This is a genomic window from Microbulbifer maximicatervae (SeqCode), assembly GCF_052467615.1.
In genome coordinates, this window is record NZ_CP174319.1 from 460,127 (window position 1) to 476,703 (window position 16,577).

The following is a 16,577-nucleotide window of genomic DNA, read 5'->3' on the forward strand; positions in this document are numbered from 1 at the left end:
CCTGCGCAAGACCCAATTAATTGAGTGAAAAATTAAGGAACAGCGTTGAAACAGCTTCGCGCAATTCGCGGCATGAACGATCTGCTACCGGAACAGTCCCCGGTATGGCAGTACGTGGAAGCCACACTGAGTGAACTTACTAGTCGCTACGGCTACACCGAAATTCGCACTCCCTACCTGGAGTCGACCCAGTTATTTTGCCGTGCGGTGGGCGAGGCTACCGATATTGTCGAGAAGGAAATGTACACCTTTGATGACAAGAGCGGTGACAGCGTTACCCTGCGCCCTGAGGGCACAGCGGGCACTGTGCGTGCGGCGATCCAGAGCAACCTGCTGAACCAGCCACAGCGCCTATGGTATTTCGGCCCTATGTTCCGCTATGAGCGCCCACAGAAGGGGCGCCTGCGTCAGTTCCACCAGTTTGGTGTCGAGGTGTTTGGCATTCAAGGGCCGGATATCGATGCAGAAATCCTGATCATGACTGCGCGACTGTGGCGTCAGCTGGGTATCAGCGAACATGTGACCCTGCAGCTCAATTCCCTGGGTAACGCCGAGAGCCGCGCAGCTTATCGGGATGCGCTGGTCACTTATTTAAGTGAGCGTCGTGACCAGCTGGATGAGGACAGCCAGCGCCGTCTGGAGCGCAATCCGCTGCGAATTCTCGACAGTAAAAATGCGCAAACTCAGGAACTGCTGGCGGATGCGCCCTGTCTACTGGACTTCCTCGATGAGGAATCCGCCGCCCACTTTAGTCAGTTAAAGGCACTTTTGGACGGGGCTGGCGTTAAGTATGAGATCAATCCCAAGTTGGTGCGCGGTCTCGACTACTACGGAAAAACTGTATTTGAGTGGGTGACCGACAGCCTCGGTGCCCAGGGCACTGTGTGTGCCGGTGGCCGCTATGACGGCCTGGTAGAACAGATGGGTGGCAAAGCCACTCCGGGCGTGGGTTTTGGCCTGGGTGTTGAGCGCCTTGTATTGATGCTGGAAACCCTAGAAGTGTTGCCTGAATCCCTTTCGCAACAGGTAGATGCCTACCTGGTTGCCGTTGGTGATGTACAATCAGCTGCCATGACAGCCGCCGAGCAATTGCGCGACGAGCTGCCCTGGTTGCGACTGCAGTTGCACTGTGGTGGAGGAAGCTTTAAAAGCCAGATGAAGAAAGCTGATAAGAGCGGCGCCGATTATGCGCTGATTATCGGCGAAGATGAGGCTGCAAATGGTCAGATAACTGTGAAGTACCTTCGCGCTGACCAACCGCAGCAAACGCTGGCACCAAAAGAGCTGGCAGCACTGCTGCAAGGCTGAAAGAAACACTGAGGGAGGCGGAGGCCCCCGCCGGGAAAGTTAGTAATCTACAGGAAAGGCAAATTACCCAATGGCTGAGCATCTTACCGAACAAGAACAAATAGAAACGCTGAAGCGCTGGTGGGCGGAAAATGGCAAGGGAATTGTGACTGGCGTCGTGCTGGCCCTGGCCGGTTACTTCGGTTATCAGTGGTGGCAGGGAGATCAGCGCACTAAGGCTGAAGCGGCCTCTGACCTGTACCAGACTTTCGTTGAAGCGGTCTCCGCCAACAACAATCAACCGGACAACAAGCAGCTTACCACTGCCAAGAATGTGGCCGAGCAGCTGAAAGATGATTTTGCCAAGCGTATCTACGCCAGCCAGGCTGCACTGCGTCTCGCGGCTATTTCAGCGGAGAGCAATGACCTGGAAGCTGCCGAGCAGCAGCTGCAGTGGGTACTCGACAACACCAGTGAAGCAAGCCTGGAGCTGCTCGCTAAACGCCGCCTGGCCGCTGTTTTGGCAGCCCGGGGTGAGCCGGATCAAGGTCTCAAACTGCTTGAGGGCACTGTACCTCCCGCATTTGCGGCGCTTTATTCTGAGACCCGTGGTGATATCCTGAAGCAAAAGGGTGACAATGCCGGTGCGCGTGCCGCGTACGAGCAAGCGCTGACAGAGCTTCTGCCAGAGCAAGCGGGCAACACCCAACTTCTGCGCCTGAAGGCTGAAAGCCTGGCGGTAACCGAGAGCAGTGACGCTCAGAACCAAACCGAGCCTGTATCTGAGGGAGACGAGTAATGGGATTTCTGAATCGCGCTGCGGGTCGCACTGCAGCGGTGGCGCTAGCGGTGGCCCTGGCTGCCTGTGCCTCTAATGACGAGAAGGAAGATGTCGACCCCGTCGAACTGGTGGATATTAACTCCACTGTTGCCCTGCAAGAGGTGTGGTCTGCCGATATTGGCGGTATTGACCAAAAGCGTTACGCGATGCTGCAGCCGAGCCTTATCGATGGTCGCCTGATAGCTGCCAGCAGCGATGGTGAAATCAGTGCTTTTGATCGCAGCTCCGGGCGCAAGCTCTGGGAGACAGATCTGGATGTAGATCTGAGCGGTGGTGTGGGCACTGGCCTGGGCATGGCGGTAGTCTCCGACTACCGCGGCCGCGCTGTGGCTCTGGATCTCGAAAACGGCGCTGAGCTATGGAATTACCAGGTCTCCGGCGAAGTAGTTGCCGCTCCAGCGATCGGTGCTGGCGTGGTTGTCCTGCAGACCGTAGATGGCAAGCTGGTTGGCCTCGACGCTACCAGCGGTGAAGAGTTGTGGAGCCACAATACCAATTTGCCAGTACTGACCCTGCGCGGTACTGCAGCACCTGTTATTAGCGGTGGTATGGTGATTGCCGGCCTGGATAACGGCAAACTGCTGGCCCTGGACGCCCGCGATGGCATTCAGCGCTGGGAACAGCGAGTCGCTATTCCCCAGGGCTCTGCGGAGCTGGAGCGGGTAGTTGATATCGACGGTGCTCCAGTAGTGCGCGGTGATTTGGTGTTTGCCGCCAGCTACCAGGGCCGTGTTGTCGCCCTGTCCAAAGATAATGGCCGCGGCCTCTGGGCTCGCGATGCCTCTACCCACCACGAAGTGGCAGTAGGTGGTGGCCATGTCTACCTCAGTGATGCCTCCGGTAGCGTCTATGCCTACAATGTGGGCAGCGGCCAGATCGAGTGGAGTAATAACGAACTATTGCGCCGCGAATTGAGCGGACCGGCTTTCTTCCAGGACGTGGTCGTTGTGGGAGATCTGGAAGGCTACCTGCATGTGCTGGACCCTAATTCCGGACAATTTATTGGCCGCGAGCAGGTGGACGGTGATGCGATTCGCATCCCCATTCTGGTTGATGGCGATCTGATATTTGTGCTGTCGGATGACGGCAAGTTATCAGCTCTACGCCTCGCTGATTCCTGATAATCGCAGCCAACTGACGAGAGGCGGACAGGCTGTCCGCCTTAGGGCTTAGAGCCCGCAAATGGAGCCTGCTGTGCAGGCAAGTTGAAATCGCCCGCCTCGCGCGGGCTTTTGTATTTTTTTATACGGCTAAAACCAGAATTTGTATGCTGCCAGTAATTGCCCTGGTCGGGCGCCCCAATGTGGGCAAATCCACACTTTTTAACCGGTTGACCAAGTCTCGCGACGCTTTGGTGGCCAACTACGCCGGGCTTACCCGCGATCGCAAATACGGTGAGGCGGAGATCGACGGGCGCAAGCTGTTACTGGTCGATACCGGTGGTATTTCCGGTGGCGAAGAAGGCATCGATGCGGCTATGGCCGAACAATCTATGCAGGCCATCGAAGAAGCAGACTTCGTACTCTTTTTGGTGGACAGCCGCGCCGGCCTGACCCCAGCCGACGAGATGATTGCCGAGCGCTTGCGCACCCGCTCCAAGCCCACTTTCCTGGTGGCCAACAAAGTTGATGGGGTAAACCCGGATATTGCCCTGGCACCTTTCTATGAATTGGGTATTGGTGAGCTTTTCCCGACGACTGCTACCCACGGGCGCGGTGTTCGCTCCCTGATGCAGCGGGTAATCGAGGACCTGCCCGAGCAAGAAGTTGAAGAGGAAGCCGAAGAAGCGACCGGAATCAAGATTGCCATTGTGGGCCGCCCCAATGTGGGTAAATCCACCCTGGTTAACCGCCTCTTGGGTGAGGACCGGGTTGTTGTCTACGATCAGCCCGGCACAACCCGCGATAGCGTCTATATCAATTATGAACGCGACGAAAAGCCTTACACCCTGATCGATACTGCGGGCATTCGCCGCCGGAAAAATATCAAGGAATCGGTAGAGAAGTTCTCTATCGTCAAAACCTTGCAGGCGGTGGAAGATGCCAACGTGGTGGTGCTGGTGATCGATGCCCGCGAAGGCCTGGTGGACCAGGATATGCACCTGATGGGCAGCGTAGTACAGGCGGGACGCGCGCTGGTAGTTGCCCTGAACAAGTGGGATGGGCTGGAAGCGGATCATCGCGACTATGTGAAAGCCGAGTTGGAGCGCCGCCTGCGCTTTGTGGACTTTGCTGATGTGCACTTTATTTCTGCACTACATGGCACCGGTGTTGGGCATCTGTACGAGTCCATTGAGGGTGCTTACCAGAGCGCTACAGACAAACTGTCCACTAATCACCTCACTCGTATTCTGGAGTGGGCAGTAAGTGAGCACCAACCACCTTTGGTGCACGGACATCGTATCAAATTGCGCTACGCTCACGCCGGTGGACAAAATCCGCCGGTTATTGTGATCCACGGTAACCAGACTGAGCAGGTACCGGCACATTATGTGCGCTACCTGGAGAAGACTTTCCGCAAGGCTCTGGATTTGCACGGTACTCCGGTAAAAATTGAGTTCCGCACCAGCGCTAACCCCTACGCGGACAAAAAGAACAAGCTGAGTGACCGCCAGAAGGCCAAGAAACGCCGCCTGATGAAGTTTGTTAAAAAGAAGAAAAAATAAGAGGCGGTAACTTAGGTTACCTGTAAGCCGGCAAGGGATACTGCCGGTTTGCGCACCACTCCAGCTTCTACAGCCTTAACCCACAGTGGAATGGCATTGTGGGATTTCTATCGTACCAGTGATCCCGTTTTTGACGGGGCCAGGGAAGAAACCACAAGGAGAATACGATGTTGAAGCTGAAGAATCCTGCATTGCTGCGCAACCAGTCCTATATCAATGGCCAGTGGATTGACGCTGATTCTGGCGATACCTTCGATGTGTTGGACCCGGCAACTGGCAAGGCGGTTGCCAGTATCGCCAACTTGGGGGCAGATGAGACTCGCCGTGCTATAGAAGCTGCTGATAAAGCCTGGCCTGCCTGGCGCGATACTCCGGTAAAAGAAAGAGCGAAAATACTCAGGCGCTGGTATGAGCTGATAATTGCTAACGCCGATGATCTAGCCATTATTTTGACCGCAGAGCAAGGCAAGCCACTGACAGAGTCCCGTACCGAAATTGTATATGGTGCTAATTATGTCGAATGGTTTGCGGAAGAAGCCAAGCGCGTCTACGGGGATGTTATTAGCCCGCCTTCCAGTGATAAACGGCTCTTGGTTATCAAGCAGTCGATTGGTGTGACCTGTTCTGTAACGCCATGGAATTTCCCCAGTGCTATGATCGCACGCAAAATGGCTCCCGCTATTGCCGCAGGCTGTCCATTTATTGCCAAGCCCGCCTCCGAAACACCTCTATCCGCACTGGCTCTCGCAGTTCTCGCTGAGGAAGCGGGAATCCCCCCAGGTGTTTTTAATATTGTCGCAGGGGATAAGGCACCGGAGATTGGCGCAGAAATGACGGCCAATCCCTTAGTGCGGAAATTTACTTTTACCGGTTCTACCGCTGTCGGAAAATTGCTGCAAGCCCAGTGTGCAGCAACCATGAAAAAAACCTCTATGGAATTGGGCGGTAATGCCCCATTTATTGTTTTTGATGATGCTGACATTGGCGAAGCCGTAAAGGGCGCAATTGTTTGTAAATATCGCAATGCCGGTCAAACCTGTGTATGCGCCAATCGCATTTTCGTGCAGGAAGGTGTTTACGATGAATTTGCACAGAAATTTTCCGCTGCGGTAAACCAGCTTTCCATGGGCAGTGGTTTTGATAGCGGTGTCGACATGGGCCCTATGATTACCACCAAAGCAGTGAAGAAAACGGAATCCCTGGTGGAAGATGCGCTGCAAAAAGGCGCGCAAACCCTAGTTGCTGGTGGTCCCAGTACTATGGGGGAGTGCTTTTATTCTCCCGTAGTATTGGGTGGGGCCACCGATCAAATGCACTTGTTCAAAGAAGAGATCTTCGGTCCGGTAGCTCCGCTATATAAATTCTCCTCTGAAGAAGAAGTCATTAAAATGGCCAACGATACGGAATTTGGTCTGGCTTCTTATTTTTACTCCAGGGATATCGGTCGTATTTGGCGTGTTGCAGAAGGACTTGAATACGGTATGGTCGGTATCAATGAGGGTATTATTTCCAACGAAATGGCACCCTTTGGCGGTGTAAAAGAATCCGGGCAGGGGCGCGAGGGCTCAAAATACGGTATTGAGGATTACCTGGAAATAAAATATCTGTGTGTCGGCGGTATTGATAAGTAGTTTGTAAATGATTGTAGAGCCTATTGCGCGGGTGCATTCCTGCTTTGGAGAAAAGTTTGGAGTGCCCCGCCAGCCACTATTGGCGGATGCCAGTCGCGCCAGTATTATGTTGTTACCCCCCCTGGATACGCCAGATGCAGTTGCCGGTCTGGAGCAAAATAGCCATATCTGGGTAGTGTTCCAATTTCACCAAGCCGCTGGGCAGTGGTCAGCTAAAGTGCGCCCGCCCCGTTTGGGCGGCAATAAGAAACTGGGTGTACTCGCCACTCGCTCGCCTTTTCGCCCCAATAATATCGGGCTGTCAGTAGTTCGTCTTCTGGAGGTACGCACCTCTCCTAAAGTGGAGTTGATAGTTGCTGGGGCAGATTTGGTCGATGGTACGCCGGTATTGGATATTAAACCCTATGTTCCCTATGCGGATGCGTTAACGCATGCGCAAAGTGAATTTGCTGACGCAGCTCCAGTGCAAATTCCCGTTACTATCCCCGAGTCAGTTCTGAATAAAGCCATAGCCTACCGCGATGACTGGGGTACAGATCTCCCCCGTTTAATTGAACAGGTGTTATCCCAGGATCCAAGACCGGCATACCAAAAGACCGATCCACAGCGCACTTATGGCATGCAATTGTGTGAATTCAATTTGCGTTGGCGTTATACCGATGCCGGAATAGAAGTAGTGGCACTAGAATAACCCTCGACCAGCTAGTGTCAGTATTCTGCAGTAAGTCAGGGTGTGTCTCCTCCGTAACTGTCTAGGGTTCGGAACGGATATGTCATTCATTTTCATGGGAAATACAATTCCCCAAGATACGGCATTCGCCTAAAAATAACGCCTAGCTATCCAAGGGCACAGCTATGCCAGTACGTGAAACCTTTAATTATCAAGGCTTAGATGCTATTCGCGTCGGTCGAGTCAATATGGGTGTTAATACAACCTTTGTTGTTTATCGCCTCAATGGAACCGTAATTGATACAGGTCCCAGCAATCAGTGGAAGTATGTCAAGCCGTTTATACAAAACGCACCGCTAAAGCAGTTATTGCTGACTCACCACCACGAAGACCATAGTGGCAATGCCGGCGCTATCCAGAAACTTACCGGTGTGCAGGCGGTGGCCCCGGATCTGACTATTGGTATATTAAAAAAAGGCTTCCGAATTCCCCCGATGCAGAAGTTTTTCTGGGGAACTGCTGGAAAAGCGGAGGTGGCACCTCTTCCAGAGGAAGTCTACATTGGTGGAGAAAAAGTGGTTCCAGTATTTAGTCCCGGGCATGCAAAGGATATGACCTGCTATTTACTGTCTGACCGTGGCTGGCTGTTTAGTGCTGATTTATTTATTGCCAACTACTTAAAGTTCCTGCGTATTGATGAAGATGTCCCTACATTAATGAAAAGTATAAAGGGAGTCCTGGATCATTCATTTGACGTTATCCTTTGCCCTCATAGAGGTGTGGTAGAGGATGGTTGGCAGCAGTTGAATAAAAAATATGAGTACCTGCTTAATCTATCTGGAGAAGCGCAGGAGTTGACGCAGCAGGGACTGCCCTTAGAAGAGACTACTTTGCGTTTATTAGGTAAAGAAGGATTGTTCAGCGCTTTGACTGGTTATAATTTCTGCAAGAGAAATTTGATTGCTTCATGCTTACAAGTTAACTTGGATGAGATGCCTAGATTCTAGACCTTGAATTTCAGTTGCAATTTGTAGCGAAGCACTCTTTGCTTTGGTTGGTGTAATTTCTGTATTTTGAGGGTTAGAGGAATATGTATTTGTGGTGGGGAAATTATATTGCGGGGTTAGTTGCTAGACTGCTTGCTTAGTGATTGGTGGGGGTTAAATTTTATGAGTTGTTAAATTAGGGTTAATTTTTGGGTGAGTGTATCTATATTTTTCCTGCCTCTATTTTTCGACCTCAATAATATATCGTTTAATTCTGACTCCTGCTCTGCTTTTCATTTTTATATGAATTTTGCGAAGGTATTCTTCTATTACTTGATTAGCAAATTCCTCTCTCAATGGGTTAGGTAGGTGTCGGAATTGAGGAACCCAGGAAAGAAAGAAGTCGGTCAACTTCTTTTGAGTTCCAAAGTATTCTACCTGATATATCTCATCTATTCTCGAAAGGTAGAAGCCTGCACCTTCAATAAAGTCACGCATTTCCTGGAGTGAAAAATGATTGTATGGATCTCGAAAATTTATAAAAAGTGGCTTCCACTTTGAACTATTTTGAAACATATCCACTGTGTCCCAAAAATTTTCATGCCCAGCCTGAAAGCCGACTATCGAAACAATTTCGCCATTATCTTTTAAGTATTTATGGAAGCCCTCCCAAACCTTGGCTTGGTCTTTAACCCAGTGTAGGCAGCTGAATGAGAAGATTTTGTCGAACTGATGATTGAAATTTAATTCATCTGCACTCATTTGTTGAAAAGATAGGTTAGGGACATCTCCATGCATTTCACGAGCATGCCTTATCATGTCCTCGGTAAGATCTACGCCAATAACCTTGCCGTATTTTAGGTTCTCTGCCAAGTATCGAGTAATTCGGCCATCTCCGCAACCTACATCTAGAATCGATTTCGCGTCGCGAAAAGTACATCGTTTAAGCGCCTCCATAGCTTGCTGCCACTGCATCTGCGATGCTTCAACGTACTCAGCAGCGCTCCACTTATCATGCCTAATATTTTTTTTCACAGGGCTGATACCGGAAGAGAGGAGATTTAGTAGTCTAGCTTGAGCGTAACGGATAGGCAGTTAATGTGGCCGTTTTTAAGATAATTTGACATGAAAACTATCCAATATTTAAGTTTGGGAATGCTAGAGGGTAGGTCGGGTATATCATTGTAGTCATTATTGAGGATGGCAAATTTTTTATCGCTAGAACGGTTCTAATAGTCGTGAAAGTGTATTCCTCCCACTACTTGGAATCTTCAATTAAAAATGTATATATTCCTGAACTTACCATCACTTAGTATTTCCGGCGGCTTCAAACGTTGGCTGACCTTCGGGGCTCATTAGGAAAGAGGAAAATCAATCAGTTTTCCTGGATACGGCTACTACGGTGTTAGAGGGAAAGAGTGCACCGATTTAGAGGCGCGCTGTGAATGCTCCCTATAAGTTCGTAATCAGTATCCCTGTCTGATGTGGTTCTAGGGGTAGTTACGTCATTTCTTCCTTTTTTTAGTAATTGTTCGATAGCGTTTCAGTGACAGATAATTATTGTACAACGATCTGTAGGGGCATTGATCTACCGTACTTATCTGATGCCGAACGACAAGTTAAATCTGGAAAAGTACTGTGAAACTCAAAGGATCTTGCCACTGCCAATCGGTTAAGTTCAGTTTGAACTCCGGGCAACCTTATCCCTTCAACCGTTGTTACTGCTCAATATGCAGAAAAACTGCTGGAGGAGGGGGCTTTGCTATTAACCTGGGGGCAGATTTCCAAACCCTGAAAGTGGAGGGCGAGGAGTTTTTGAGTGTCTATCAGGCTGAAATTGGGATTCGAAGTCGGGAAAGTAGCGGGAAGAGTCCGGCACAGCGACATTTTTGTTCAAAGTGTGGCAGTGCGTTATGGCTTTGGGACCCGCGCTGGCCAGAACTCGTACACCCCTTCGCTTCTGCGATTGATTCTGAGTTGCCGGTACCGCCAGTGCGTAGCCACATGATGCTGGATTATGCTCCGAGTTGGGTGCAGCCAGATATACGGAAGGGGGACGAAATGTTTGGAAGCTATCCTGAAGAGTCCCTGGCTGAATGGCACCAGCGAAATGTTCCCGATTAGGGAGGGGATAAAGAGAGGCGGGGCGAGCCTGTGACCGCCCCGCTTCAGGTCTATAGAGTTAACCTTGCGTTTATTCTTCCGCGAGATAGAGCACCAGGTTATCCAGGAAGTTGACCAGGTCTGCTTTTTCAGTGTCACTCAGCGCATCAAACTGTTCCTTGCTGGATTCAGCTTCACCACCGTGATAGACAATCGCCTCAGTCATAGTGGTAGCGCGTCCATCGTGTAAATAAGGTGGTGTTGAGCCAACGCCCCAGAGGTTTTCTGTAAGGAATACTGAGGCTCCCACATTGCCTTCATCAATTTCCTCGGCCATGGCTGTTCCCATATCGTGACGCTTAAGGTCACCATATAGGCGGACTATAGCCCCGCCATTTTCCGATTCCTCAAATTGCCCTAGCGTTTGTCCAGAAGGAAGCTCCTGAGGGTTATCCATGATCTCTGTGAGCAAGTTAAATTGCAGGGATTGGCTGGGTAGGCCGGCTATATCGCCTGCGGGATAAGTTTCATCGCGGTAGCTAGCGTGCTGAGAGGGCTCATAGAATACCGGCGATGCAACTTCCATCTCGGGGGAGTGGCAAGAGGCACAGCCAATGGAGCTAAATAGCTCTTCGCCATTTTCGATACTGGCAATTTCCTCATCACTTAAAGGTAGGCCGTATGTCTCCTGCTCCTCTTCCGTTAGGGAGTCGATTACGCTGTTAAGCTCGATTTTTGTTACCGGACGGGGTTGCGCTGCGTTGTAGATAGTTAACGCGGTGATGTCACCAACACTGAGTTCGTTAGTGATCGAATCAAAGTCACTGTCCGCATCACCGACCAGTTCAGTGGCCTGCATGCCCAATTCCTGGTGTGCCGCGCCACGAACGAATGCGCGTACAAATCCGGTTAGGCCTTTCCACTCAAAGGGTCTGACTACCAGGTCAGCATCTAGGCCTTCAACGCTATCGTAGTTGACCTCATCACAGGAGACGGAGATCTCACCAAAGCTAACGCCTTTTGCGGTTAATGCGACAGTCGTATCGGTGCCGGATGAGCAGCTCTCACTGATAGCCTCATCCCGCAGAGTGTGCAGTTGGGTAGTCATTTCTTCTGCTACCAACTGTACAGCCCCCATTCCGAACAGGTGGGGCGACTGGCGTTCGATAAATCCTCTTTGCTTGCGCTCAGGGTCCATGCGAATCACATTATCGTTAACGCCACCACCGCCATCGGCCACGGGTACGTTGTGACAACTGATACAGGAGTCACCGTTGGGGCCCGTCGTGCGGTGGGGCAAGACATTTGCCCATGCATTTGGCCCTTTCAGGTCAGGTCGTGGGAAGCTGGTGAACCTTTTGCCGTTGCCTACATTTACGCCGACCCCGTCGAGAGCGTTGTAATTCATCTCGAATAATTCATCGCCCTCCTCAAAAGCGTGAACATAGGCTTCCAAGGTATCCATGGATTCGAGATCAGATTGCTCTAAATGTCCACCCAGGTGAATTTCAATTGCCCCAGCATGCAATATCTGTACGGTATCGAAGACTTCACTAAAATCGAAAGGAGTGGCCCTTTGCTGTCTTTGGTTTTTTCTTGCGTGCTTGGGAACTCGGTTTTTATCGTGCTTGGAACCAAAGTCGGCAAGCGCTGGAGTGGCATTAAATGTTAAAGCCGATATTGCCATAGCGACAGGCAACAGGTGTTTTTTAAGTATCATCAGCTATATCTCCGGGTACTGATATTGAGCGGACGTAAGGTGAGTTCTTCTACGAAAATGCACTCGATGCGGAGACACTCGACCACTTTTCTTTTAAGCACGATTCCCCAAAAAACTGATTGTCAGTTGTGCTACAAGGAAAAATTGATAGAGATTTTGGTAATAACATTTTTATCTCGCAAAGTGCATCCAGTGAAGGTTTAACAGCATCCTTGCAAGCTTCTTATAGGTAGAACTGTGCCTGTTCTGCCACTTATGGCAGGCGTCAAGACCACGGGAGATACAGTATTGCGATAGCAGATTTTAAAGCTCAGATTAACTGACCTAAAGATCTAAAATGCGATCCCGATTGTGTCGATTTTGCCCATAACCTACCGCGCTAGTACGCGGCTATGTTTTTGTTTTTCGGCTTTTTTAGTTGCCGTTTCTGATAAATAAGTTCCTTTGAAAGGGTAGGTATTTGCATATTTGCCTTTCGGTGACAGGCTTTCCTACTTCACGGAAAGTCCCTATTCCTGGTGGTTGTGACATTAGATTTAGGAAAAAGTGCTGGTTATTAACGTTACTGAAGGCAATGGATATTTCGAAAAACTTATAATTATTTTCGATTGAGAGTGAATTCCCCAATTGTGAATTCGTATTGTCTTCAGGTGACACATGATTTGGAGGCTAATAACTTATCTGTTTGTGGAATTTAATATCACCTTTGTAGATAGGGTTTATGGAAACACTTCTTATCTTCGATGAGTGCCAGTTCGTTATACCAGATCAAATTTCAGCATGCGCTTGTGAGCGTAGATACAGAGATAAAGGATATTTGATTACTGTCTTACTTTCAGAAAGGTGCTTTGGGGTGTGTGCAACTAATGTGAACCGTATAATTGTCAAAAAAGTTTAGCTTTATTGAAAACATTATTGGCGTATTTTCCCCTTCTAATAGGGGGGTAGAGTGATCGGTCTAAAACAATGGTGTTTCCGTTCGAGTGCTCCATGTATTTAGGCTAAAAGTAAAATTGGCGCATTATTCATTTGAATGGCGCGATAAAGATCTTTGTCGCCATATATTTCAATATAGAAACAATGAGATAGTTCTATTATTGCGCCTGTAGGCGAGGAAGCCCTCAACTTACTATTAACTACAAAGCTGCTGAGAGATATTTTTAACGTGTGATTCTTTTTTTCTCATTGTGGCGTACAAGGAGCATGGATAGTGATATGGATTGTCACGACATTGTCACAAAAAGTCGAATAAATTTGCCCGTATGGCCTCGTTTAACTGTGGTTGGTACTTTTGAATGAGGTAGGTTAATTCGAAGCTGATAAGAATATTAGTGTATTCGAATTGTATAGAATCCTAAGAATTTTTTGGGGGTAGGGTGAGGAAAATATTGATTTTGGGAGGTGATGGATTTTGTGGTTGGCCTACATCTCTCCACCTTTCAGAGATGGGTTATGAAGTTATTATTGTTGATAACTTATCACGGCGAAAAATTGATATTGAGCTTGAAGTTGATTCATTGACACCAATCAGGCACCTGTCCGAGCGGCTTCGTGTATGGCGTGAAGTTTCCGGTATGTCCATCAGGCATATTTATATTAACCTCGGACAGGATTTTGAGCGATTGCTTACTCTCTTAAAGGAGGAAAAACCAGACGCGATTGTACATTTTGCTGAACAGCGTGCCGCACCCTATTCGATGAAATCTGTCCAGCATAGACGTTATACACTTGATAATAACTTGAATGCTACCAATGATGTCATGGCGGCTATAGTGGCAAGCGGATTGGATATACATTTGATTCACTTGGGTACTATGGGTGTATACGGGTATGGAACAGCTGGTCTCACTATTCTCGAAGGATATTTAAAAATCCAGGTAGAGACTGAAGGGTATTTGAGTGAACAGGAGATTCTTTACCCTAGTAATCCAGGTTCTATCTATCATATGACAAAGGCTCAGGATCAATTGTTATTTGCCTTCTATAACAAGAACGATCAGGTACGTGTCACTGATTTACACCAAGGGATCGTTTGGGGTACCCAGACCCGACAAACACAGAGGGATGAATCTCTGATTAATCGATTTGATTATGATGGTGATTATGGAACAGTCCTCAATCGATTCCTGATGCAAGCGGCGATTAATTACCCACTTACCGTTCATGGCACTGGTGGCCAGAAGCGGGCATTCATTCATATTCAGGATACCTGTCAATGTATTCAGTTAGCTATTGAAAATCCTCCAGAGATAGGCGATAGAGTCAAAATTCTGAATCAAATGACAGAGACGCATCGTATCAGGGATCTAGCAAATATAATTTCCAACAAGACAGGGGTAGGAATCGCCTACTTGGACAACCCCAGAAAAGAGTCAGAAGAAAATGATTTGTTGGTAAATAATGATCAGCTTATCGAGATGGGGCTCAAGCCTATAACCCTGAATGATAATCTTCTCACTGAAGTTGAGGGTATTGCCAAAAAATATTCACATCGATGTGACCAAACTAAAATCCCTTGTGTGTCGAAGTGGTGATTTTTTTATACTTCAATGGCCCTGATTTTATATGAAATCAAGGTTGCTTGTGGAAGGTGAGGTTTTATGTCTATAGCTGAAGAGTGCAAAATATGAAGATTTTGATTGCTACGGATACTTATCCGGAGCAACTAAATGGTGTTTCCAGAGTGCTGGAAAAAACTGAGAAAGAACTCACAACACGAGGGCACCAAGTAAAAATTGTTTCTGCTACTGATTTTACTAATTTCCCCTGGCCAGGCTATAAAGAAGTGAAAATTGCAGTATTTCCCGGTGGGAAAGCTGCCCGAATTATTGAGGATTTTTCACCGGACGCCATTCACATCATGAGTGAAGGTCCAGTGGGGTGGGCTGTTCGTGGCTACTGCAAACGGAATAATTTGCGTTTTACGACATCTTGGCTGTCCCGTCTCTCTGAATATGTATCGATTCGCTATAAAGTTCCACTGAAGTGGTTACACGGTCTCCTGCGTCGCTTTCATAATTCCGCAGCACAAACAATGGTGACTACAGATGGTATGGCAGCGGAAGCTCGAGCCTTGGGAATTGCCCGTGTCACCCGCTGGCGAAGAGGCGTAGAGTTAGAAAAATTCCATCCAGTTGAGACAAAACTTTTTGAGGGCCTAACTCGACCTATCATGCTCAATGTAGGACGTGTTGCAGTGGAAAAATCACTAGATAAGTTTTTATCTATTGAGTTACCGGGAACAAAAGTTATCGTGGGGGATGGTCCTCAACTCAATGAATTAAAGAGGAAGTTTCCACAGGCGGTATATCTGGGAATTAAAGAGGGTAAGGACTTAACTGAATGCTACAGCGCTGCAGATGTTTTTGTATTTCCTTCGGTAACTGACACTTTTGGTCTGGTTAATCTTGAGTCTTTAGCCTGTGGTTTGCCCGTTGCCGCCTACCCTGTGACAGGTCCGAAAGATATCATTGGTGATGCCCCCGTTGGAGCGTTGGATAGCAATCTGCAAGTGGCCATAGAAAAGGCACTATTATTGGACCGATCGGACTGTGTTACTCATGCCAGGACCTATTCCTGGGATGTGGCCACTGAGGATTTTATTTCAAGCCTGGTCCCGGTAAGTGCTGTAGAGGCTTTGCCTGTTGATGGCTAGATAAAAGCGTTGCTCGTAAAGTTCGCAAGGCTTACTTGCGAGCTGACTTGAGCAACTCAACCCAGCAGTACTTGTTAACAAAGGCATAGTGTCCCAGCTGGTGCCAGCTTTGAGTTGAGCTATTTGGCATTATACTTGAGAGATATTCTGGCATTTTAATATCAATTATATCGTCGGCATCACCATAAAATATTTTGGTGGAAGTGGTGATTTCACGAGGATCAAACCCCCAATCCCAAAGCGCCATTATCATTTCAAAAAAACCCTCCCCATGCTGCGTTGCTCCAGCAGAAAATGATTCTTCAAACATTTTCTTAAGTGCCGGGTCTCGAATAAACAGTGCGGCATCAGAGGCGTCTTTCTTTGCAAAGAGCTGAATATAATCTTGTATATTGCTATTGGCTTGGTATGCACTTAATCGGCACAGACAACGAGTAAGAAATTGCCAACGATGGATCTTTGCGATAAGTCTGATATCCGGGTTTTTTAGCAGGTCAGTCATTCCTGGGTAGTCCAGTGGCGCAACTGGGGCTGCAAGGGCAATTTTAGAGACTCTGTGGGGAAGTTTGTTAGCGATAGAAAGTGCATGAGGGGCACCACCTGAATGGCCGACTACCGAAAATGTCTCGATATTTAGACGATTAACCAGTTCTTCGATATCCGATCCCCAATCAACCATTCGCCGGCCTCTATGAGGAGATGATCCCCCCACACCAGGTTGATCTACTGAGATGATTCTTACGCCAAGAGATGCGGTAAGGTCCTTATCAGGATTGCGAATTAGTCGCGAATCTGAGAAGCCATGATTGAAAAGCACAGGCCAGCCATTTGGATCACCATAGTCATCATAAGTAAGGATACGGCCGTCACTTATCTGCAAGGCAGGCATTCTGGGCGCTTCTTTAGGTTAGGTATGATCGGAGTATAGTGAGACTTCGTTTTGTGATGGGTGAGGCCAATGTTGTAACTTGTATCTGACCCAAAGGAGGAATACCAGTTGATTAGGCGAGAAGGAGAAT

At 48.5% G+C, this 16,577-nt stretch carries 13 protein-coding genes; 10 read left to right on the plus strand and 3 right to left on the minus strand.

Annotation, left to right across the window (positions count from 1 at the left end; translation table 11 throughout):
- The first annotated feature begins 45 nt into the window (after window positions 1-45).
- From hisS to ACJJIM_RS02040, 7 genes are all read left to right on the plus strand, one after another.
- Entirely contained in the window at window positions 46-1,308 is a 1,263-nt protein-coding gene (hisS, locus tag ACJJIM_RS02010; RefSeq protein ID WP_413664564.1) for a histidine--tRNA ligase, read from the plus strand.
- 70 nt (window positions 1,309-1,378) lie between these two features.
- Window positions 1,379-2,086 (plus strand): YfgM family protein, encoded by a 708-nt coding sequence (locus tag ACJJIM_RS02015; RefSeq protein ID WP_444912201.1) that lies wholly within the window; start codon window positions 1,379-1,381, stop codon window positions 2,084-2,086.
- Complete coding sequence (bamB, locus tag ACJJIM_RS02020) at window positions 2,086-3,249, plus strand: outer membrane protein assembly factor BamB (protein WP_282934067.1); 1,164 nt, start codon at window positions 2,086-2,088, stop codon at window positions 3,247-3,249. The genes ACJJIM_RS02015 and bamB overlap by 1 nt, the downstream gene beginning before the upstream one ends.
- Before the next feature lie 146 nt (window positions 3,250-3,395).
- On the plus strand, window positions 3,396-4,793 hold the full coding sequence (gene der / locus ACJJIM_RS02025; RefSeq protein ID WP_282934066.1) for a ribosome biogenesis GTPase Der: 1,398 nt from the start codon (window positions 3,396-3,398) through the stop codon (window positions 4,791-4,793).
- Between the two features lie 167 nt (window positions 4,794-4,960).
- On the plus strand, window positions 4,961-6,424 hold the full coding sequence (locus ACJJIM_RS02030) for an NAD-dependent succinate-semialdehyde dehydrogenase (RefSeq protein WP_444895037.1): 1,464 nt from the start codon (window positions 4,961-4,963) through the stop codon (window positions 6,422-6,424).
- Between the two features lie 7 nt (window positions 6,425-6,431).
- The gene (gene tsaA / locus ACJJIM_RS02035; protein ID WP_444912202.1) at window positions 6,432-7,115 is read left to right on the plus strand and encodes a tRNA (N6-threonylcarbamoyladenosine(37)-N6)-methyltransferase TrmO; all 684 of its coding nucleotides are present in this window, start codon (window positions 6,432-6,434) and stop codon (window positions 7,113-7,115) included.
- Window positions 7,116-7,279: 164 nt separating this feature from the next.
- On the plus strand, window positions 7,280-8,101 hold the full coding sequence (locus ACJJIM_RS02040) for an MBL fold metallo-hydrolase (RefSeq protein ID WP_444912203.1): 822 nt from the start codon (window positions 7,280-7,282) through the stop codon (window positions 8,099-8,101).
- Between the two features lie 219 nt (window positions 8,102-8,320).
- Here the strand turns inward: ACJJIM_RS02040 and ACJJIM_RS02045 are convergent, their stop codons facing one another.
- Window positions 8,321-9,115: a class I SAM-dependent methyltransferase gene (locus ACJJIM_RS02045; protein ID WP_444912204.1), complete on the minus strand. Its 795-nt coding sequence runs from the start codon at window positions 9,113-9,115 to the stop codon at window positions 8,321-8,323.
- Between the two features lie 603 nt (window positions 9,116-9,718).
- Between ACJJIM_RS02045 and ACJJIM_RS02050 the strand changes: the two genes are divergently transcribed.
- Entirely contained in the window at window positions 9,719-10,204 is a 486-nt protein-coding gene (locus ACJJIM_RS02050; protein ID WP_444912205.1) for a GFA family protein, read from the plus strand.
- A gap of 70 nt (window positions 10,205-10,274) precedes the next feature.
- Here ACJJIM_RS02050 and ACJJIM_RS02055 read toward each other — a convergent pair whose 3' ends face one another.
- The gene (locus tag ACJJIM_RS02055) at window positions 10,275-11,903 is read right to left on the minus strand and encodes a di-heme oxidoredictase family protein (protein WP_444912206.1); all 1,629 of its coding nucleotides are present in this window, start codon (window positions 11,901-11,903) and stop codon (window positions 10,275-10,277) included.
- A 1,376-nt stretch (window positions 11,904-13,279) separates the two neighbouring features.
- Between ACJJIM_RS02055 and ACJJIM_RS02060 the strand changes: the two genes are divergently transcribed.
- Both ACJJIM_RS02060 and ACJJIM_RS02065 read left to right on the plus strand, forming a co-directional pair.
- Window positions 13,280-14,437 (plus strand): NAD-dependent epimerase/dehydratase family protein, encoded by a 1,158-nt coding sequence (locus ACJJIM_RS02060; RefSeq protein ID WP_444912207.1) that lies wholly within the window; start codon window positions 13,280-13,282, stop codon window positions 14,435-14,437.
- 92 nt (window positions 14,438-14,529) lie between these two features.
- Window positions 14,530-15,558, plus strand: a complete 1,029-nt coding sequence (locus ACJJIM_RS02065; RefSeq protein WP_413664575.1) for a glycosyltransferase family 4 protein — start codon at window positions 14,530-14,532, stop codon at window positions 15,556-15,558.
- A 31-nt stretch (window positions 15,559-15,589) separates the two neighbouring features.
- On the opposite strand, the gene ACJJIM_RS02070 is transcribed toward ACJJIM_RS02065, so the two are convergent.
- On the minus strand, window positions 15,590-16,447 hold the full coding sequence (locus ACJJIM_RS02070; protein ID WP_413664576.1) for an alpha/beta hydrolase: 858 nt from the start codon (window positions 16,445-16,447) through the stop codon (window positions 15,590-15,592).
- Window positions 16,448-16,577: the final 130 nt, after the last annotated feature.